This window comes from Streptomyces sp. NPDC001606, from assembly GCF_053596835.1.
Genome location: NZ_JBSFHC010000006.1, coordinates 147415 through 166572 on the forward strand (window position 1 = coordinate 147415; position 19158 = coordinate 166572).

A 19158-nucleotide genomic window follows, 5' to 3' on the forward strand; every position below is an offset into this window, starting at 1 on the left:
GGTGGTCGGTACTGCAACGCCAGAGCCGCTCCGCCGTCCCCCGGGGCCCGCTGCGGGCCGCGCGACCGTCTGCCGCTCTGTTCGCTGCCGAGCCTGTCAGGCGCCGATCCTGGAACGGTCCGTTCGGCGTCACAGGGCCGTAACACGCCCGGCCGGCAGAGGAACGAGGCGGGAAAGGCGGTGGTTCTCCATGACGTACGTCGCCGTGACCGGGCTCAGCCACCCCGGACTGATCCGTGAGCGCAACGAGGACAGCCTGGTGGTCGGGCCGTGGACGCTGTGCGCCACCGTGACGGAGAGCCCGCAGACGCTGGTGTTCCCGCTCGGTACGCCGCTCGTCGTCGCGGTCGCCGACGGGCTCGGCGGGCAGCCGGGCGGCGAGGTGGCCAGTGCGCTGGTCGTGCGCCGGCTCGCCGCGGCCGGGGACCGCCTCGGCACCGAGGACGATGTGCGCGAGGTGCTGCACGCCTGCAACCGTGAGGTGTTCGCGGCCGCGGCGGAAGCGGGCGGCGCCCTGGCCACGATGGGGACGACCGTGGCGGGCGCCGTCGTCCTGCCCCGGTCGCTGCTGGTGTTCAACGTGGGCGACAGCCGGGTCTTCGCCGCGCCGCCGGACGGGGTGCTCCAGCTCAGCACGGACGACAGCCCCCCGCTCGCACCCGGGCGGCGTACCACCACGCTGGTGACGCAGTGCCTCGGCGGCACCCGTGCGTACCGCCCGGTGGTCCCGCATGTGACAGCCGCTCCCCTCGGCTCCGGCGACCGCTGTCTGATCAGCACCGACGGCCTGACCGACCCGTTGCCGAACGAGATGCTGGACGCCGTGCTGCGCGAGTACGACGACGGACGCGCCGCCTACGAACTCTGGAAGGCCGCGATCTCGGCCGGCGGCCCCGACAACATCACGCTCGCCCTGGTGCGCGTCGCGGAGTGACGGAAGGCCCAGTGGGCGCGTCAGCGGTCCGGGGGTGCGCCGTGCAGGGGCCGGAGGGTGAGCGTGCCGTCGGCGCCGTCCTCGACACGGGTGCCGTGCGCGCGGCTGTGCCGGTCGAGGGTGGCGCGCAGCCAGGCGGTGTCCTCGGGCGGGGCGTGCTCCAGCCGCATCCGGCGGGCCCGCAGCGGCACCATCCGCAGGCCGGCCAGCCGGCCGGTGTCCGCCGCCACCGAGACCAGGTAGAGCACCCGCAGGTCGTCCCGGTACCGCTCGTAGCCGCCGATGCCCTCGTAGTCGTCGACGAGGTCGCCGCAGCCGTACAGGACGAGCCGGCCGCCGTACACCTCCAGCGGGCGGGGGTGGTGCGAGGAGTGTCCGTGCACGATGTCCACGCCGGCGTCGACCAGTGCGTGGGCGAAGCGGACCTCGGCGCGGGAGACACCGTAGCCCCAGTTCGGGCCCCAGTGGACCGAGGCGATCACCAGGTCCCCGGGCCGCCTGACCTGGCGCAGCCGGGCGGCGAAGGCGGCCGCGGCGGCCGGCGACGGCTCCGCGACCAGGTCGACCCCGGCGCACCGGTCGGTGGCGGCCCAGCGTCCGGGGATCCCGCTGGAGGGCATCCCGAAGGAGAAGAGCAGTACCCGTCCGCCGGTGCCCAGGGGCACGGTCGCCGGGCGCCGCGCGGCCCTCTCGTCCCGGCCCGCGCCCGCCGTCCGCAGCCCCGCCCCCGCCAGGACGTCGAGCGTCTCCGCCAGGCCGCGTGGACCGAAGTCCAGCACATGGTTGTTGGCCAGCACGCAGACGTCCGGGCGGACCGCGGCCAGGCACGGCAGGTTGGCGGGGTGCATCCGGTAGTGCACCCCCTTGCCGGGGGCGAAGTCCCCGGCGGCGGTGACGGCGGTCTCCAGGTTGATCACCCGTACGTCGGGCGCGGCGGCGTCCAGGAGCGGCAGGGCCTCGCCCCAGGGCCAGCGGAAGTCGACGGGCCGGGGAATCGGCCCGTTCGCCGCCTCGGCCAGCTCGACGTAGGCACGGGCGTCGCGGACGTACGCCTCCCGCAGCGCCGGATCACCGGGGTGCGGAAGGATCTGGTCCACTCCCCGGCCGAGCATCACGTCCCCGGCGAGGAACAGGGTGACCAACCCGTCGTGCACTCTCCCACGCTAGGGCCTGAAGCGACCGAAGGGGACGTGGGGGCGATCAGGCGACCGCCGGGCGCGGCCGGTCCCCGGGCTCGTGGTGAATGGGCGTGGTGGATCCGGTCAGCGGGACGCCGGTGCCGCCCCGCCGGGTGGCGACGATCTCCGCCACGATCGACAGGGCGGTCTCCTCGGGGGTACGGGCACCGAGGTCGAGGCCGATCGGCGAGTGCAGCCGGGCCAGTTCGGCGTCGGTCAGGCCCTCGGCCCGCAGCCGCCGGTCGCGGTCCTCGTGGGTGCGGCGGGAGCCCATCGCGCCGATGAACGCCGCCGGCCTGCGGAGGGCCTCCGTCAGCAGCGGTACGTCGAACTTCGCGTCGTGGGTGAGCACGCAGAGGACCGTGCGGGCGTCGGTCCCGGTGCGCCGCAGATAGCGGTGCGGCCAGTCGACGACGACCTCGTCGGCGTCGGGGAAGCGGGCCCGGGTGGCGAAGACGGGCCGGGCGTCGCACACCGTCACGTGGTAGCCGAGGAACTTCCCGGCCCGGGCCAGCGCCGCCGCGAAGTCGACGGCGCCGAACACGATCATCCGCGGGGGCGGCACGTTCGACTCGACCAGCAGGGTCAGCCCGCCGGGGCAGTGCGAGCCGTCGGCCGAGAGCTCCACCGTGCCGGTGCGGCCCGCCTCCAGCAGGGCGCGGGCCTCGGCCGCCGCCGTCCGGTCCAGCTCCGGGTGGCCGCCGAGGCCGCCCTCGACGGTGCCGTCGGGCCGGACCAGCAGGCCCCGGCCGAGCAGGCCGGCCGGGCCCCGGGCGACCCGGGCGAGAGCCGCCGGCTCACCCCCCGCGGCGGCCGCCAGGGCCGCCGCGAGGGCGGTGCGCGCGGGTGCCCCGGCGGTCACCGGCGTGATCAGCAGGTCGATCGTCCCGCCGCAGGTCAGTCCCACGGCGAAGGCGTCCTCGTCGCTGTAGCCGAACCGTTCGACGACGGCGGCGCCGGTGTCCAGTGCCGTACGGCACAGGTCGTACACCGCGCCTTCCACGCAGCCGCCGGAGACCGAGCCGATGACGGTGCCCGCGCGGTCGACGGCGAGCGCGGCGCCCGGGCCGCGCGGCGCGCTGCCGGCGACCGCCAGCACGGTGGCGACGGCGAACTCCCGGCCCTCCGCGATCCACGCGTGCAGTTCCCCGGCGAGGTCAAGCATCCCGTGTCCCGGCGGCGGCCGACAGGACACGGTCCGGCCGGATGGGCAGGCTGCGGTGGCGTACCCCGGTGGCGTGCCAGACCGCGTTGGCGACGGCCGCGGCGGCGCCGACGGTGCCGATCTCGCCGATGCCCTTGATCCCGACCGGGTCGTCCGGGTCCGTCTCCTCGATCCAGTCGGCCTCGATGCGGGGCACGTCGGCGTGGGTCGCCACGTGGTAGCCCGCGAGGTCGGGGCCGACATGGCCGCCCGAGGCGCGGTCCCGGACCGCCTCCTCGTGCAGGGCCATGGAAATGCCCCAGATCATGCCGCCGCGGAACTGGTTGCGTGCGGTGAGCGGGTTGATGATCCGGCCGGCGGAGAAGATGCCGAGCATGCGCCGTACCCGCACCTCGCCGGTGGCGGTGTCCACGGCGACCTCGGCGAACTGGGCCCCGTAGGAGTGGCGTTCGGCCGGGGCGAGGGAGCCGAGGGCCTCAGTGCTGTCCGAGCGCACCGTGATGCCCTCCGGCGGGAGGTCGGCGCCGAGCGCCAGCCGTTCGCGCAGTTCCCCGGCGGCGATCTTGACGGCCCAGGCCCAGGAGCGGGTGCCCATGGAGCCGCCGGCGAGCATCGCCGGGCCGAAGTCGCTGTCCCCGATGTGCACCCGGACCCGCTCCGGGGCCACCTCGAGCGCGTCGGCGGCGACCTGGGTGAGCGCGGTACGCGCCCCGGTGCCGAGGTCGGCCGCGGCGATCCGGACGGTGAACGTGCCGTCGGGGTGCGCGGTCGCCGAGGCGGTGGACGGTCCGGCACCCGCCATGAAGGAGGCCGCCGCGGTACCGGTGCCGAGCAGCCAGCGGCCGTCCCGGCGCAGTCCGGGGCGCGGGTCGCGGTCGGCCCAGCCGAACCTGCGGGCGCCCTCGTGGAAGCAGGCGGCCAGGTTGCGGCCGGCGAACGGCAGGCCGGACACCGGGCCCACCTCGGGTTCGTTGCGCAGCCGCAGCTCGATCGGGTCGATCCCGCACCGCTCGGCCAGTTCGTCGAGCGCCGCCTCCAGCGCGAAGGACCCGGGTGCCTCGCCCGGGGCGCGCATGAACGTCGGGCTCGGCACGTCGAGCCGTACGACGCGGTGGGCGGTGTAGTGGGCGTCGGCGTCGTACATCACCCGGGCCACCCCGGCGCTCGGTTCCACGAACTCGTACACGGTGGAGGTGACGTTGACGGCCTGGTGCTCCAGGGCGCGCAGGCGTCCGTCCGGGTCGGCGCCGAGCCGGACGCGCTGGACGGTCGGGCTGCGGTAGCCGGTCAGCGAGAACATCTGACGCCGGGACAGCACCACCCGCACCGGCCGCTGGAGGACGGTCGCGGCCATGACGGCGGCCACCTGGTGGGCGCGGGCGCCCTTGCTGCCGAAGCCGCCGCCGACGTGTTCCGAGCGCACCCGGACCGCGGCCGGGTCGAGCGAGAACAGGTTCACCAGTTCCACCGAGACCCAGGTGACGCCCTGGTTGGAGTCGATCACCTCCAGCCGTCCGTCGTCCCAGCGGGCGGTGGCCGCGTGGGGTTCCATCATGGCGTGGTGCTCTTCGGGGGTGGTGTACTCGGCGTCGACGACGACGGCGGACGCGGCCAGCTGGGCCTCGATGTCGCCCTTCTCCGTCACCGCCGGCATATGGCCGTCCGCCAGGTAGGCGTCCGGGCGCGTGGCCGCGAAGTCGACGTCGTGGGGCTCCTGTTCGTAGTGCACCACGAGCGACTCGGCGGCCTCCCGGGCCTGTTCGGAGGTCTCGGCGACGACGAGGGCCACCGGCCAGCCCAGGTGGGGCACCCGGTCGTGCTGGAAGACGGCGCAGGTCGGGTCCGGGCTCCCCAGCATGCCGGCGTACTCGGTGTTGAGGCGCAGGGCGTTGCGGTGGTCCAGGACGGCGATGACGCCCGGCATGGCGAGGACGGGCTCGGTGTCGATGGCGCGGATGCGGCCGCGGGCGACGGTGGACAGCACCAGCCAGCCGTGGGCGAGGTCGGCGAAGGGCACCTCGCCCGCGTACCGGGCCGCTCCGGTGACCTTGTCGCGCCCCTCGACGCGGGTGCGGGCGGTGCCGACGGCCGGCGCCGGTGCGGACGTCCGTGCGGGGGCGGTGGTCATCGTGCAGCCTCCTCGGCGAGTTCGGACAGGACGGCGACCACGAGGTTGCGCACGAGGTCCACCTTGTATCCGTTGTGCGGCAGCGGCCGGGCCGCCGCCAGCTCGGCGTCCGCGGCGGCGGCGTAGGTCTCGGGGCCGGCCGGCGCACCGATCAGGGCCCGCTCCGCCGCGACGGCCCGCCAGGGACGGGAGGCGACGGCGCCGAAGGCCAGGCGCGCGTCCTGGACGACGCCGTCACGGACGTCGAGCGCGGCGGCGACGGAGCCGATGGCGAAGGCGTAGGAGGCGCGCTCGCGCACCTTGCGGTACCGGGAGCGGGCGGCGACCGGCGCGGGCGGCAGGGTGACCCCGGTGATCAGCGCGCCGGGCGGCAGCGCGGTCTCGCGGTGCGGGGTGTCCCCGACGGGCAGGTAGAAGTCGGCGAGCGGCAACTCCCCGGGCCCGTCGGCCGTTTCGAACCGGACGACGGCGTCGAAGGCGGCCAGGGGCACCGCCATGTCCGAGGGGTGTACGGCCACGCAGTGCGCGGAGGCGCCCAGCACGGCGTGGTTGTGGTGTTCGCCCTCGACGGCGGGGCACCCGCTGCCGGGCACCCGCTTGTTGCAGGGCCGGGTGACGTCGGTGAAGTAGCCGCAGCGGGTGCGCTGGAGCAGGTTTCCGCCGACCGTGGCCATGTTGCGCAGCTGGCCGGAGGCGCCGGCCAGCAGGGCCTGGGCGAGCGCCGGGTAGCGGCGCCGTACCTCGGGATGGGCGGCGAGGTCGCCGTTGGTGACGGTGGCGCCGATCCGCAGTCCGCCCTCGGGCGTGGACTCCACCCGGTCCAGCGGCAGTTCGCGGATGTCGACGAGCCGGGCGGGGCGCTCGACACCGGCCTTCATCAGGTCGACGAGGTTGGTTCCGCCGCCGAGGAAGCGGGTGTCCGGGTCGGCGCCGAGCAGGGCGACGGCGCCGGCGACATCGGACGCCCGCTGATACTCGAACTCCCTCATGCCACCGTCTCCTTCGCGTCCGCCGCGGGGTGCGCGCGGCCCTTGTCCGTGCGGGCCGCGGCCGCGCGGGCCACCGCCTCGACGATGGAGACATAGGCGCCGCAGCGGCACAGGTTGCCGCTCATCCGCTCCCGGATCTCCTCCTCGGTCAGCTCCGGCGGCCCGGCCTCGGGGCGGATGTCCGCGGTGACGGCGCTCGGCCAGCCCGCCGCGTGCTCCTCGATCACGCCGATCGCCGAACAGATCTGTCCGGGGGTGCAGTAGCCGCACTGGAAGCCGTCGAGATCGAGGAATGCCTGCTGGACCGGGTGCAGCTGCTCGCCGTCGGCCAGGCCCTCGACGGTGGTGATCTCGCGGCCCTCGGCCGCCACGGCGAATTGCAGACAGGCGACCGTCCGGCGCCCGTCCAGCAGGACCGTGCAGGCGCCGCACTGCCCCTGGTCGCAGCCCTTCTTGGTGCCGGTGAGCTCGAGGCGCTCGCGCAGCGCGTCGAGCAGGGTGGTGCGGTGGTCGACGGGCAGTGTGTGCTTCTCGCCGTTGATCTTCAAGGTGATGACACTGGACGTCGATGAGTCCATGGGCTGCTTCTTTCGCGGTTCCAGAACTGATGGGACTGGGCTGACCGGGGGTCGGACTGTCGGTGGACTGTCGTGCGAAGCGAAGGCGCGGCCGCGGGGCGCCGGGGGCCCGGACGTCGACGCAGCGGCGTCTGTCGTCCTCCCCTGTCCGCGGCTATGGTGGAGGCAACCGGACAGCTGTCCGGTCACTTGGAAAAGTAACGGACAGATGTCCGTTTAGCAAGGCCGGGGTTTGGAAGAATCCCATGAGGAGGACGAGTGCCGCAGCAGAAGGACTCGGGCCGGCGCTCGGACGCACAGCGCAACCGCGAGCGCATCCTGGAGGTGGCGCTCGTCGAACTCTCGCGCTGCGCGGACGCCCCGCTGAGCGCGATCGCCCGGAAGGCCGGTGTCGGGCAGGGCACGTTCTACCGCAACTTCCCCAACCGCGAGTCCCTCGTCCTCGAGATCTACCGCCATGAGATGCGGCAGGTCGCGGAGAGCGCGGAGCACCTGCTCGCCACCCGGGCGCCCGAGGAGGCGCTGCGGGCCTGGATGGACCGGCTCGCCGAGTTCGCCCTGGCCAAGGCGGGCCTCGCCGACGCGCTACGGCAGGTCACCAGTACCCCGGGCGGCCCGGTGAAGCCCTCGCCGACCCCGGTGGCCGCCGCGGCGGAACTCCTGCTCCGCGCCAACGAGAAGGCCGGCACCATCCGGCCCGGCGTCACCGCGGACGACTTCCTCCTCGCCATCGCGGGCCTGTGGCAGCTCGGCCCGCACGACGACTGGCGCCCCCGCGCCACCCGCCTCCTCGACCTGGTCATGGACGGGCTGCGCGCGGGCGCCCGGTCGCTGTCCTGACGCACGGGCCGGCGGCGACGCCGTAGCGCTCGGCCGGCATTGTCGAAGCGCATCGACAGCGATCGAATCCTTCTCGAACCCCCAGCAGGACGGCCGTACCTCAGGCTGAGGAAACTTTCGCCGCTGCACGAGTCTTGTTTCGCGGGAAAGCCCGCCGCTATCTTCGCGTGCCAGGTGAAGCGCTTCGACACTCTCCAGGGCCAGCCATCACTCACCCGAGGAACCGCCATGAGGACACACGGCATCACCGACCGCCTGGGCGGGCTCGCCTTCGGCGGGGACTACAACCCCGAGCAGTGGGACGAGGCGGTGTGGCGGGAGGACGACGAGCTGATGCGCCGGGCCAGGGTCAACCTGGCCACGGTGGGCGTCTTCTCCTGGGCCCTGCTCGAACCCGAGGAGGGCCGCTACGACTTCGACTGGCTCGACGCCCACATCGAGCGCCTGCACGCGAACGGCGTCGCCGTCGACCTCGCCACCCCGACCGCCTCCCCGCCGCCCTGGTTCACCCTGGCCCACCACGACGCGCTGCCGGTCACCGCCGACGGCACCCGCCTCACCCACGGCAGCCGCGACACGTACTGCCTGACCGCGCCCGCCTACCGCAGTGCCGCCCGGCGGATCGCCGCCGCCCTGGCCGAACGCTACGGCGACCACCCCGCCCTGGCGTTGTGGCACGTGCACAACGAGTACGGCACGCTCTGCCACTGCGATCACACCGCCGCCGCCTTCCGGGTGTGGCTGCGCGCCCGCCACGGCTCGCTGGACGCCCTCAACGAGGCCTGGGGCACGGCCTTCTGGAGCCAGCGCTACTCCTCCTGGGAGCAGGTGCTGCCGCCGCGTGCGACGCAGTGGCACAAGAACCCCGGCCAGAGCGTGGACTTCCGCCGCTTCTGGTCGGACGAGATCATCGCCGCCTTCCGCGAGCAGCGGGACGCGATCCGCGCGCACAGCGACCGGCCGGTGACGACCAACCTGATGCTGCCCGCCTACCAGAACGTGGACCTGTGGGCCTTCGTCGCTGAACTCGACGTCGTCACGTCCGACCAGTATCCGGGCGCCCCCGGCCTGGACGCCGCCGCCGACGCCGCCTGCCACGCCGACCGCACCCGCTCCCTGGCGGGCGGCGGCCCCTGGCTGCTGATGGAGCAGGGCACCAGTACCGTCTACGACCGCGACCGGACCCTCGCCAAGGAGCCCGGGGAGATCCTGCGCCACACCCTCGGCCACATCGCCCGCGGTTCGGAGGGCGCCCTGTTCTTCCAGTGGCGGCAGTCCCGGGCCGGTGCCGAGATGTGGCACTCGGCGATGGTCCCGCACGCGGGGCCCGACAGCCGGATCTTCCGCGAGGTCGCGCAGGCCGGCGAGGCGGTCGCCCGGCTCGGGGAGCTGGCGGGGTCGACGGTCACCGCCCCGGTGGCCGTCCTGCACGACGCGGACGCCTGGTGGGCACTGGGCACGGACGGCCTGCCCTCCCCCGGCCTCGACTACCACGCGTCGCTCGCCGGCGCGCACCGGGCGCTGTGGGACGCGGGCATCACGGTCGACTTCGCCCATCCCGAGCACGAGTTGAGCCGCTACCGGCTCGTCATCGCGCCGGCCCTGTTCCTGATGTCCGACGCGGGCGCCGAGAACCTGCGCCGGTACGTCGAAGGCGGTGGGACGCTGCTCGTCCAGCACGCGAGCGGATACGTCGACGCCCGCGTGCACGCCCGCCTCGGCGGATACCCCGCCGCACCGCTGCGGGAGGCGCTGGGCATCCGGGTCGAGGAGTACCGGCCGCTGCGGGCCGGCGAGCGGATCACCCTGTCCGACGGCTCGCACGGCACGGTCTGGAGCGAGTTCCTGCACACCGAGGGCGCCGAGACCCTCGCCGCCTACACCCACGGCATGCTCACCGGCCGCCCCGCGCTCACCCGGCACCGCCTCGGCACCGGGCAGGCCTGGTATCTCTCCACCCGCCTGGACGACGGCGACTACGGCGCCCTCGTCGGCCGGCTGCTGAAGGAGGCCGACGTCCAGCCGGAGTACCCGGAGCTGCCGGCCGGTGTCGAGGCCGTCACCCGGCACGCCGCCGACGGCCGCCACTGGCACGTCCTGATCAACCACACCCCCGCCGCCGTCCCGCTGCGCACCCCCGCCCACGACCTGCTCACCGGCACGACGGCCGGTGACCTGCCGCCCGGCGGCTGCGCGGTGCTGCGCGGGCACTGACCCGTCACCGCCCTTTTGGCCGACCACCCGACGAAAGGACACCCGAGGGTGCCAGACCAGCACCGGGCCGCCCACGCGGCCGGCCCCGTCATCCCCGGCTTCCATCCCGACCCCAGCATCTGCCGGGTGGGCGAGGACTACTACCTCGCCTGCTCCAGCTTCGAGTACTTCCCCGGCGTACCCCTGTTCCACAGCCGCGACCTGGTGCACTGGACCCAGATCGGCAACGTACTGGACCGGCCGGAGCAACTGCGGCTGCCTGCCTCCATGCCGTCCTCGCGCGGCATCTACGCCCCCACCCTGCGCCACCACGACGGCCGCTTCTGGCTCATCGTCACCACCGTCCGGGAGGGCGGCGGCAATCTGGTCGTCACGGCCACCGACCCGGCCGGACCCTGGTCGGACCCCGTATGGGCGCCGGGCGTGCCCGGCATCGATCCCGACCTGGCGTGGGACGAGGACGGCACCTGCTGGTGCACCGTCGCCGGGGTGTCGCAGGTCCGGCTCGACCCCTCCACCGGACGGACCTTCGGGGAGCCGCGGAAGATCTGGTCCGGCACGCCCGGCGCCAAGGCACCGGAGGCTCCGCACCTGTACCGGATCGGCGGGTACTGGTACCTCCTCATCGCCGAGGGCGGCACCGAGCGCGGCCACGGTGTGTCGGTCGCCCGCGGCCGGACGCCCGACGGCCCGTTCGAGCCCTGCCCGGACAACCCGGTCCTCACCCACCGCGGCACCGACCACCCCGTGCAGAACACCGGGCACGCCGATCTGGTCCAGGGCCCCGACGGCTCCTGGTGGATGGTTCTGCTCGGGGTGCGGCCGCGCGGCGGCACCCCCGGCTGGCACGTGCTCGGCCGGGAGACCTTCCTGGCGCCGGTGACCTGGGAGGACGGCTGGCCGGTCGTCGGCGCGGTGGCCCCGGACCCGGCCACGCTGCCCTGGCCCCTCGTCCCCGGCCCGGCCGAGGCGCCGCGGGACGACTTCGACCTGGCCGAACCGGGTCCCTCGTGGATCTCCCTGCGGGACCGCCCGGCGGAGCACTGCACCACCAAGGAGCGCCCGGGGTGGCTGACGCTCCGCGCGCGGGGCGGTTCCCTGGACGAGCCCGACGTCGTCTTCCTCGGCCGGCGCCAGCAGCACGCGTCGTGCCGGGCCCGGGTCCTGGTGGACGCGGCCGAGGGCAGCGGCGGCCTGGCCGTCCGGCTCGACGAGCAGCACCACTACGCGATCGAGGTGGCCGGCGCCGAGGTGCGGGTGGTCGCGCGCATCGGCCCGCTGCGCACGGTCGTGGCCGCGCAGCCCGCCCCTACCGGGCCCGTGGTTCTCGGCATCACCGTCAGCGATCCGACGCCCCCGGTCGGACCGTGCACCGGGCCGGATGTCGTCACCCTCGGCGTCGAACAGCCCGACGGCACGTTCACCGCCCTCGCCTCGCTCGACGGCCGCTATCTGTCGACCGAGGTCGCCGGCGGCTTCACCGGCCGCGTCATCGGCATGTACGCCGCCGAGAACACCGTCCACTTCGACTGGTTCGACTACGAGCCGCTGGACGGCTGACCTCCTCCCGGCCGCGCAGCGGACCCCGCCCACCGCCCACCGAAAGGCACGACGGAACCGAGAAGGGCAGACACATGGCAGACATACGGCATCCCGCACGCCACCGCGGCCGCCCGCCCGGGCGCCTGGCGGCCCTGCTGCTGGCGCTGGCCGTCCTCCTGGGGCTGGCCGGCGGCACCGCCCTGGCCGCGCCCGGCAGCACCCGGGAACCGGCGGGCTCGTCGGTCAGGGTTCCGGCGTCCGCCAGGGGCGCGGTGGCCGCGATGCAGCCGAGCTGGAACCTGGGCAACACCCTGGACGCGATTCCCGACGAGACGTCCTGGGGCAACCCGCCGGTCACCAAGGCGCTGTTCGACACCATCCGCGCGCAGGGCTTCCGCAGCGTCCGCATCCCGGTGACCTGGAGCGGCCACCAGTCCGCCGGTGCGCCCTACACCATCGACGCCACGTTCCTGAGCCGCGTCAGGCAGGTGGTCGACTGGGCGCTCGCGGACGGGCTCTACGTCGTGATCAACGTCCACCACGACTCGTGGCAGTGGATCGCGGACATGCCGGCCCACCACGACACGGTGCTGGCCCGCTTCGACGCCATCTGGTCCCAGGTCGCCACGGCGTTCCGGGACGAGCCGCGCACCCTGCTCTTCGAGAGCATCAACGAGCCGCAGTTCAACAACGCCACGGACGCGCAGAAGACCCAGCTCCTCGACGAACTCAACACGTCCTTCCACACCATCGTCCGCGCCTCGGGCGGCCGGAACGCCGGCCGTCTGCTGGTCCTGCCCACCCTGGGCTGCTCACCCACCCAGCCTCTGATGGACGACCTGTCCGCCACGATGGGCAGGCTGCACGACAAGAACCTCGTCCCCACCGTGCACTACTACAGCTGGTACCCGTTCAGCGTGAACATCGCGGGCGGCACCCGGTACGACGCCACCGCACAGAAGGACCTCACCGACGCCTTCTCCCGGATGCACGACACGTTCGTCGCCAAGGGCATCCCGGTCTACCTCGGCGAGTACGGCACGCTCAGCTGGCCCGACTACACCCACCCCGATCCCATCGAGCGGGGTGAGGGGCTGAAGTACTTCGAACAGCTCGGCCACCAGGCGCGCGTCGCCGGGGTCACCACGGCCCTGTGGGATCCCTTCTCCCTGCTGAACCGCTCCACTCTCCAGTGGCGGGACCCGGCCCTGTTCGCCTGGATCAGGTCGAGCTGGACCACCCGCTCGGGCACCGCCTCCTTCGACAAGGTCTTCCTGCCGAAGTCGGGCCCGATCACCGCCCAGACGCTCACCCTGAACCGGAACGGCACCTCGTTCCGGGGCCTGTGGCAGGGCGGCACCCGGCTCGCCCCGGGACGGGACTACACCGTCTCCGGCGACCGGCTCACCCTCACGGCCGGCGCGCTGACCCGGCTCGCCGGCGACCGGGCCTACGGGGTCGACGCCACGCTCAAGGCCCGGTTCTCCGCCGGGCTGCCCTGGCAGATCGACATCGTCACCTACGACCCTCCGGTGCTGTCGGACGCCACGGGTACGACCGGTTCGTTCGCCCTTCCCACGCAGTACCGGGGTGACCTGCTGGCGACCATGGAGGCCACGTACGCCGACGGCAGCAACGCGGGACAGGCCTCGTGGACGCCGTACCAGGAGTTCAACCGCGCCTTCTCGCCGGACTATCCGCACGGCACGATCATCCTGACCACGGACTTCCTGAACACGCTGCGCGACGGCGAACCGGTGACACTGAAGTTCCACTTCTGGAGCGGCACCGTCGTCACCTACCACGTCACCAAGACCGGAAGCACGGTCACCGGCTCGGCCTCCTGACCGGCCGCCCATCCCGGCCCACGCCCCGCCTCACGCCCTGGCCCCCGCCCGCCCGGCGGCCAGGGCGACCCGGGCCCCTGCCCGGCCGTCAGGCGCTGGAGCGGGTGACCAGGCGGGTCGGCAGGATCAGCGGGGTGGGGTCCTGCCCGTCGACGAGCGCGACGAGCATGCGCGCCATCTCCCGGCCGAGCGCCGTGATGGGCTGGTGGACGGTGGTGAGCGGCGGATCGGCGATCTGCGCGACGGCCAGGTCGTCGAAGCCGACCACCGCGACATCGGCGGGGACCGTCCGCCCGGCCTCGCGCAGCACGCGCAGCGCTCCCACGGCCATGTTGTCGTTGGCGGCGAACACCCCGTCCAGGTCCGGGTGGTGGGCCAGCAGCGCGGCCATCGCGGCGGCTCCGCCGGTCTCGGTGAAGTCCCCCTCCTGCGGCGGCAACGGCTCGAGTCCGGCCGCGAGCAGGGCGTCCCGGTACCCGCGGTACCGCGCGCGCCCGGCCTCGGTGTCCAGCCGCCCGCAGATCGCGGCCACGCGGGTCCGCCCGCGCGAGACCAGGTGCTCGGTGGCCTCCCGGGCGCCGCCGACGTTGTCGACGTCCACGTACCAGCGGGGAGTCGAACCGACCGGGCGGCCGCCGAACACGACGGGCATCTCCGCCTCCTCGGCCACCCGGGCCAGCGGATCGCCCTCGCGCAGCGCCATCAGCATGACCCCGTCGGCGCCCCGGGACCGCAGGAGTTCGGCCACCCGCTTGCGGCCCCGCTCGGAGGCGGCCAGACACAGCATCAGATGCAGGTCGGCCTCCTCCAGAGCGGCCGACGCCCCCACGATCACCTGGGCGAAGAACGGGTCGGCGAAGATCGAGGGGTCCTCCCCCGAGACGACCAGGGCAGCCGCTCCGGTCTGCCGGGTGGCCAGCGCACGGGCGGTCGGATTGGGGACGTAGTCCAGCTGCCGTACGGCCTGTTCCACCGCCTCGCGTTTGGCGCTGCTGACGTGCGGGGCGTTGTTGAGGACGCGGGAGGCCACCGAGCGGGAGACGCCGGCGAGCCGTGCCACCTCGTCGAGCGTCGCCTGCCGACGGGGCACGTCTGCCGCCATGGGCCATCCGCCTTCCGCACCGGGAGCGCTTCCAGTCACAGGACTGTACGGCTCACCACTCCCCCTGGGAAGGGCAGTTGAGGCATCGACTCTTGACAGCTTTACCAGTGCGTAACACCATACCGGCCGTACCCAGAAGCCCCTCCGCGCCACTGGAACCGCTTCCAATGGGAGCGCTCCCAAGCTCGCACCACCGCACTTCCTCAGCGCGTCGCAAGCCCGGGACGAGAGCGTGCGGCGCATCCCCGCCAGGAAACCGAGGTACCGACATGCGCCGCCACAGGCTCCGTACCCTCATGGCAGCGATAGGCGCTCTGCCGCTGCTGCTCGCCGTCGCACCGTCCGCGCACGCGGCCGACCCGACCACCATGACCAACGGCTTCTACGTCGACCCCGCTTCCAGCGCGAAGCAGTGGGTGGCCGCCAACCCCGGCGACGGGCGGGCGGCCGCCATCGGCGCGGCCATCGCCAACACCCCGATGGCGCACTGGTTCGGCTCCTGGAGCGGCACCATCGGCACCGCCGCCGGTGCCTACGTGGGCGCGGCGGACCAGCAGGACAAGCTGCCCCTGCTCGTCGCGTACAACATCTACCACCGTGACTACTGCGGCGGGCAGTCCTCCGGCGGAGCCTCCTCGCCGTCCGCCTACGCGAGCTGGATCTCCCAGTTCGCCGGCGGGATCGCCGGCCGCCCCGCCCTCGTCCTCCTGGAACCCGACTCCCTCGCGGACTACAGCTGTATGACCCAGGCTCAGATCGACGAGCGCCAGGGCATGATCACCGGCGCCGTCTCCGAGTTCGCCCGCCAGGCGCCCAACACCTGGGTCTACCTCGACGCCGGGAACTCCGGCTGGGTGAGCGCCGCGACCATGGCCCAGCGCCTCAACGCGGCGGGCCTGCGCCAGGCCCACGGCTTCTCGCTCAACATCTCCAACTACTTCACCACCGCCGAGAACGTCGCCTACGGCAACGCCGTCAACAGCGAACTGAGCGCCCGCTACGGCTACACCAAGCCGTTCGTCGTGGACACCAGCCGCAACGGCAACGGCTCCAACGGCCAGTGGTGCAACCCCTCCGGCCGGCGGATCGGCACGCCCACCCAGAAGGGCGGAGGCGCCGAGATGCTGCTGTGGATCAAGACCCCGGGCGAGTCCGACGGCAACTGCGGCGTCGGAACCGGCTCCACGGCCGGCCAGTTCCTCCCCGAGGTCGCCTACAAGATGATCTACGGCTACTGATCCCGGCCCCCGCGCCCGGCCATCCCCTTCCCCGCGGCCGGGCGGCGGATCCTCCCCCAGCCACCCCCGACCAGGAGCAGCCATGAAACCCCGCAGCCTACGGCGCCGCGCGACCGCCCTCCTCGCGGCGCTCACCGCCTGCGCCGCCTTCACCGCGACGCAGGCGCAGGCCACGCCCGCGCACCACGCGCTCAGCCCGGCCACGAAGTTCTACGTGGACCCGCACAGCAAGGCCGCCCGGCAGGCCCTCGTCGACCTCAGGAACGGCGACACCGAGGACGCCGTCGACATGGCCAGGCTCGCGAGCTGGCCGCAGGCCGCGTGGTTCACCGACGGCACACCCGACGAGGTGCGCGGCAGGGTCCACCAGCTGGTCCGCCGGGCCCACGCCGTCGACCGGACCCCCGTCCTGGTGGCGTACGACATCCCCGGCCGGGACTGCTCGCAGTACTCCAGCGGCGGAGCCGCCTCCTCCGCCGCCTACCGCCAGTGGATCGACGCCTTCGCCGCCGGCGTCGGCGACAACAAGGCGGTGGTCGTCGTCGAACCCGACGGGCTGGCCAACCTGCCCAAGGACTGCGGGCCCACCACCGACCCGACCGGCGACCTCACCACCGCCCGCATCGCCGACCTCGCGTATGCCGTGAAGACCCTGAAGGCCAGGTCCCACAGCACGGTCTACCTGGATGCGGGCAACGTGCAGTGGCGGGCGGTCGGCGACATCGCGCAGCGGCTGGAGGACGCCGGGGTCCAGAGCGCCGACGGCTTCTCCCTGAACGTGTCCAACATGCTCCCCACCGACCACAACGCCCGATACGGCACCTGGATCGCCAAGTGCCTCTGGTACGCCACCGAGGGCCCGGAGCAGGCACGCGGCCACACCGACTGGTGCGCCAGCCAGTACTACTCGTCCGCCGCCCCCAACGACGGCACCCCCGGCGGCTCCGTGTCCTCCACCGACCCCACCACCTGGCGGTGGACCGACGCCTGGTACGACCAGAACGTGGGCACCCCGCCGGCCGGCGAGCTGCGCCACTTCGTGATCGACACCAGCCGCAACGGTCAGGGCGCCTGGAGTCCGGCGCCGGGCAAGTACACCGGCGACCCGGAGGTCTGGTGCAACGCGCCCGGCCGCGGTCTCGGCCCGCGCCCGACCGCCGACACCGGCGTCCCGCTGGTCGACGCCTACCTGTGGATCAAGACCCCCGGTGAGTCCGACGGCAGTTGCACCCGCAACACCGGCGGCACGATCGACCCCGAGTACGGCATCGTCGACCCGCCCGCCGGCGCCTGGTGGCCCGACCAGGCGCACACCCTGGCCCGCAACGCCGTACCCCGTCTGACGTTCAACCGCTGAGCCCGCGCGGTGCCTGCGGCCCGGTGGCCCCCGGCGGTCCGGGGACACCGGGTCCGGGCCCGAGCGGGTGCGGCACATCTTCCTCCAGCTTCTCGAAGAAGAACTCGTGCTTGAGGAAGGAGACTTCGTACTCGTGGCCTGCTTGCGGCGGCAGCAGCTGGGAGACCTGGAACAGGCGCCAGCCGTCGTGCAGCGCGGCGAGCCCGGTGGGGTACGGCGGCTCGTCGCCGTCGCCGGTCGTCGGACGGGACCGGCCGGTGCCGTCGTACCGGGACCAGCCCACGACATCGGAGTCGAGTGCCGACGTCGCGAGGTAGAGCACCAGGACGTGCTGCCTCATGGGTGACTCCTCAGGGCCGGCCGGTTGCTGACGCGGGTGACCCAGTACTCGACGTCGAAGGAGTCGTCACCGGTCAGGGCGCGCCACAGCAGCACCCGCTGGTGGATCTCCAGCCGGGCCGTGGCCTGCTCGTACCAGGGGAAGTACGTGCCGAGTTCCGCGGTCACCGCGGGGTCGTGCAGGTCGGAGGTGTCCCAGAGCCGCACCTGCGGCACGGTCGGATTGAGGCGGAGTTTGTACATGAAGCGGCGGTCCGCGGTGTCGTTGCGGCGGCCGCTGTGCCAGATGCCGTGGTGCACGAGGACGACCGTGCCGGCCGGGCAGGTCAGCCGCGTCTGCCCCCGGAGGTTCTGCACCCGGCCGATGTCCGTCTCGTTGATCCTGCGCAGATGGCTCCCCGGCACACTCAGCGTGCCGCCCATCCCGGCGGTCACCTCGTGCGGGTAGTACATGAGCTGGATGTCGAAGGCGTCCGGCCGCACATCGATGATCGCGTCGGCGTGCAGCGGCTGTGCCTGTCCCTCGTACGGCTCGCGCACATGCACCGCGTGGTGGTCGACGGTCGGGCCGGGACCGACCAGGCTCTCCACCGCGCCGGCGACGGCCGGCAGGGCGAGCAGCTGATGGACGAAGGTGTCCTGCGCGAACGCCTCGCCCAGCGGGGTGCCGTACGGCACCTGCGGCAGGCCTTCCGGCAGGGCTGCCAGGGCCCGTTCGTTGATCTCCGGTGGCACCACTGCGTCCAGACGCACATATCCGTGCGCGACGAACCGTGCCACCTGAACCGATGTCAGGAGTCGCTTGGTGGTGGGCATGCGACGAACGTACGGGCCCCGGCGGCCCGGGTCGTGGGCCGAAATCGTCCACCGCTGGTAGCTTTCCACCCTCGTGAAGCGCGCAACGCTACGGCTCGACGAGCCGCCCACCGTGGTCGGCGCCGGTATCGGGGTACACGGCGTGGCCACCGCACACGACGTCTTCCGGCTGCCCGGCCTGTGGCAGCTGCACCTCTACGGCTACGACGGCGAGCTGCGTCTCGGCCGCTCGGTGCACACCGTCCGGCCCGGCCGGGTCAGCCTGGTGCCCCCGGACACCGAGGTGCACTTCCACTACCGGGGCAGGTCGGAGCATCTCTACGTCCACTTCCGGCTGCGGGGCGCCGGAAGCGCGCGGGAGGTCCCGGTGATGCAGGACGCCGCGGCCGAGCGTGCGGTCCTGACCGATCTGCTGCGGCACACCGTGACGGCCATGCCGGACTCTCCCGCACGTGCCTCCGCCGAGGTCTGGTCCGCCCTGTGGCGCATCGCCGAGCTGCCGAGGGGCGCCGAAGCCGGACGCCTGCACCCCTATGTGGCCGCTGCCCAGGCCTACCTGGAGGAACACCTGGCCGGGCCGCTGTCCGTACCGGAGGTGGCGCGCGCGGTCGGTGTCTCGCACACCCATCTGACCCGGGTGTTCCGTGCCGAGACCGGCCGCACGGTGGTGTCGTACATCCGATACCGGCGGCTGCAACGCGCCCGTCATCTGCTGTTGTCGTCCACGCTGTCCGTCTCCGCCATCGCCGCGGCCGTCGGCATCGCCGACCTCCAGGCCTTCAACAAGGCCTGCCGCCGGGAGCTGGGCGCGAGCCCGCGTGCCGTACGGGCGGCCGGGCCCGAGGGACCCCTGCGGGCGCCGTTGACATGCCGCTGAGCGGAGCAATCACC

The 19158-nt window shown here is 73.5% G+C and carries 16 protein-coding genes; 8 read left to right on the forward strand and 8 right to left on the reverse strand.

Features of this window, described 5'->3' with window-relative positions; translation table 11 throughout:
* The first annotated feature begins 190 nt into the window (after positions 1-190).
* On the forward strand, positions 191-934 hold the full coding sequence (locus ACWCV9_RS14055; RefSeq protein ID WP_450786486.1) for a PP2C family protein-serine/threonine phosphatase: 744 nt from the start codon (positions 191-193) through the stop codon (positions 932-934).
* Between the two features lie 20 nt (positions 935-954).
* Here the strand turns inward: ACWCV9_RS14055 and ACWCV9_RS14060 are convergent, their stop codons facing one another.
* From ACWCV9_RS14060 to ACWCV9_RS14080, 5 genes are read right to left on the reverse strand one after another with little or no spacing between them, the layout of a single operon-like run.
* The gene (locus ACWCV9_RS14060) at positions 955-2088 is read right to left on the reverse strand and encodes a CapA family protein (RefSeq protein WP_450786488.1); all 1134 of its coding nucleotides are present in this window, start codon (positions 2086-2088) and stop codon (positions 955-957) included.
* Between the two features lie 46 nt (positions 2089-2134).
* Complete coding sequence (locus ACWCV9_RS14065; protein WP_450786490.1) at positions 2135-3277, reverse strand: XdhC family protein; 1143 nt, start codon at positions 3275-3277, stop codon at positions 2135-2137.
* Entirely contained in the window at positions 3270-5405 is a 2136-nt protein-coding gene (locus ACWCV9_RS14070) for a xanthine dehydrogenase family protein molybdopterin-binding subunit (RefSeq protein ID WP_450786492.1), read from the reverse strand. Before ACWCV9_RS14070 ends, ACWCV9_RS14065 begins: the two co-directional genes overlap by 8 nt.
* Positions 5402-6394, reverse strand: a complete 993-nt coding sequence (locus tag ACWCV9_RS14075; RefSeq protein ID WP_450786494.1) for an FAD binding domain-containing protein — start codon at positions 6392-6394, stop codon at positions 5402-5404. The genes ACWCV9_RS14070 and ACWCV9_RS14075 overlap by 4 nt, the downstream gene beginning before the upstream one ends.
* Positions 6391-6972: a (2Fe-2S)-binding protein gene (locus tag ACWCV9_RS14080; protein ID WP_450786496.1), complete on the reverse strand. Its 582-nt coding sequence runs from the start codon at positions 6970-6972 to the stop codon at positions 6391-6393. The genes ACWCV9_RS14075 and ACWCV9_RS14080 overlap by 4 nt, the downstream gene beginning before the upstream one ends.
* 258 nt (positions 6973-7230) lie before the next feature.
* Between ACWCV9_RS14080 and ACWCV9_RS14085 the strand changes: the two genes are divergently transcribed.
* The 4 genes from ACWCV9_RS14085 to ACWCV9_RS14100 all read left to right on the forward strand — a co-directional run bounded on the left by ACWCV9_RS14085 (position 7231) and on the right by ACWCV9_RS14100 (position 13415).
* A complete protein-coding gene (locus ACWCV9_RS14085) occupies positions 7231-7812 on the forward strand; it encodes a TetR/AcrR family transcriptional regulator (RefSeq protein ID WP_450786498.1) in 582 nt (193 codons plus the stop codon).
* Between the two features lie 228 nt (positions 7813-8040).
* Positions 8041-10026 (forward strand): beta-galactosidase, encoded by a 1986-nt coding sequence (locus ACWCV9_RS14090; protein ID WP_450786500.1) that lies wholly within the window; start codon positions 8041-8043, stop codon positions 10024-10026.
* 48 nt (positions 10027-10074) lie between these two features.
* Positions 10075-11586 carry a glycoside hydrolase family 43 protein gene (locus ACWCV9_RS14095; protein ID WP_450786502.1) on the forward strand — a complete coding sequence of 504 codons (1512 nt, stop codon included), beginning with the start codon at positions 10075-10077 and terminating at the stop codon, positions 11584-11586.
* A 74-nt stretch (positions 11587-11660) separates the two neighbouring features.
* The gene (locus ACWCV9_RS14100) at positions 11661-13415 is read left to right on the forward strand and encodes a cellulase family glycosylhydrolase (RefSeq protein ID WP_450786504.1); all 1755 of its coding nucleotides are present in this window, start codon (positions 11661-11663) and stop codon (positions 13413-13415) included.
* An 88-nt stretch (positions 13416-13503) separates the two neighbouring features.
* Here ACWCV9_RS14100 and ACWCV9_RS14105 read toward each other — a convergent pair whose 3' ends face one another.
* Positions 13504-14517: a LacI family DNA-binding transcriptional regulator gene (locus tag ACWCV9_RS14105; RefSeq protein WP_450786506.1), complete on the reverse strand. Its 1014-nt coding sequence runs from the start codon at positions 14515-14517 to the stop codon at positions 13504-13506.
* Between the two features lie 296 nt (positions 14518-14813).
* Between ACWCV9_RS14105 and ACWCV9_RS14110 the strand changes: the two genes are divergently transcribed.
* On the forward strand, positions 14814-15755 hold the full coding sequence (locus ACWCV9_RS14110; protein ID WP_450786508.1) for a glycoside hydrolase family 6 protein: 942 nt from the start codon (positions 14814-14816) through the stop codon (positions 15753-15755).
* A gap of 82 nt (positions 15756-15837) precedes the next feature.
* On the forward strand, positions 15838-17112 hold the full coding sequence (locus ACWCV9_RS14115; RefSeq protein WP_450786510.1) for a glycoside hydrolase family 6 protein: 1275 nt from the start codon (positions 15838-15840) through the stop codon (positions 17110-17112).
* On the opposite strand, the gene ACWCV9_RS14120 is transcribed toward ACWCV9_RS14115, so the two are convergent.
* Together ACWCV9_RS14120 and ACWCV9_RS14125 are read right to left on the reverse strand one after the other, a co-directional pair.
* Positions 17102-17452: a hypothetical protein gene (locus ACWCV9_RS14120; RefSeq protein ID WP_450786512.1), complete on the reverse strand. Its 351-nt coding sequence runs from the start codon at positions 17450-17452 to the stop codon at positions 17102-17104. The two genes, ACWCV9_RS14115 and ACWCV9_RS14120, sit on opposite strands and share 11 nt — an antisense overlap.
* The gene (locus ACWCV9_RS14125; RefSeq protein ID WP_450786514.1) at positions 17449-18267 is read right to left on the reverse strand and encodes a phytanoyl-CoA dioxygenase family protein; all 819 of its coding nucleotides are present in this window, start codon (positions 18265-18267) and stop codon (positions 17449-17451) included. The genes ACWCV9_RS14120 and ACWCV9_RS14125 overlap by 4 nt, the downstream gene beginning before the upstream one ends.
* A gap of 73 nt (positions 18268-18340) precedes the next feature.
* Here ACWCV9_RS14125 and ACWCV9_RS14130 point away from each other — a divergent pair, with 73 nt between their 5' ends.
* Positions 18341-19144, forward strand: coding sequence for a helix-turn-helix domain-containing protein (locus ACWCV9_RS14130; RefSeq protein WP_450786516.1), 804 nt, complete (start codon positions 18341-18343; stop codon positions 19142-19144).
* The last annotated feature ends 14 nt before the right edge of the window (positions 19145-19158 follow it).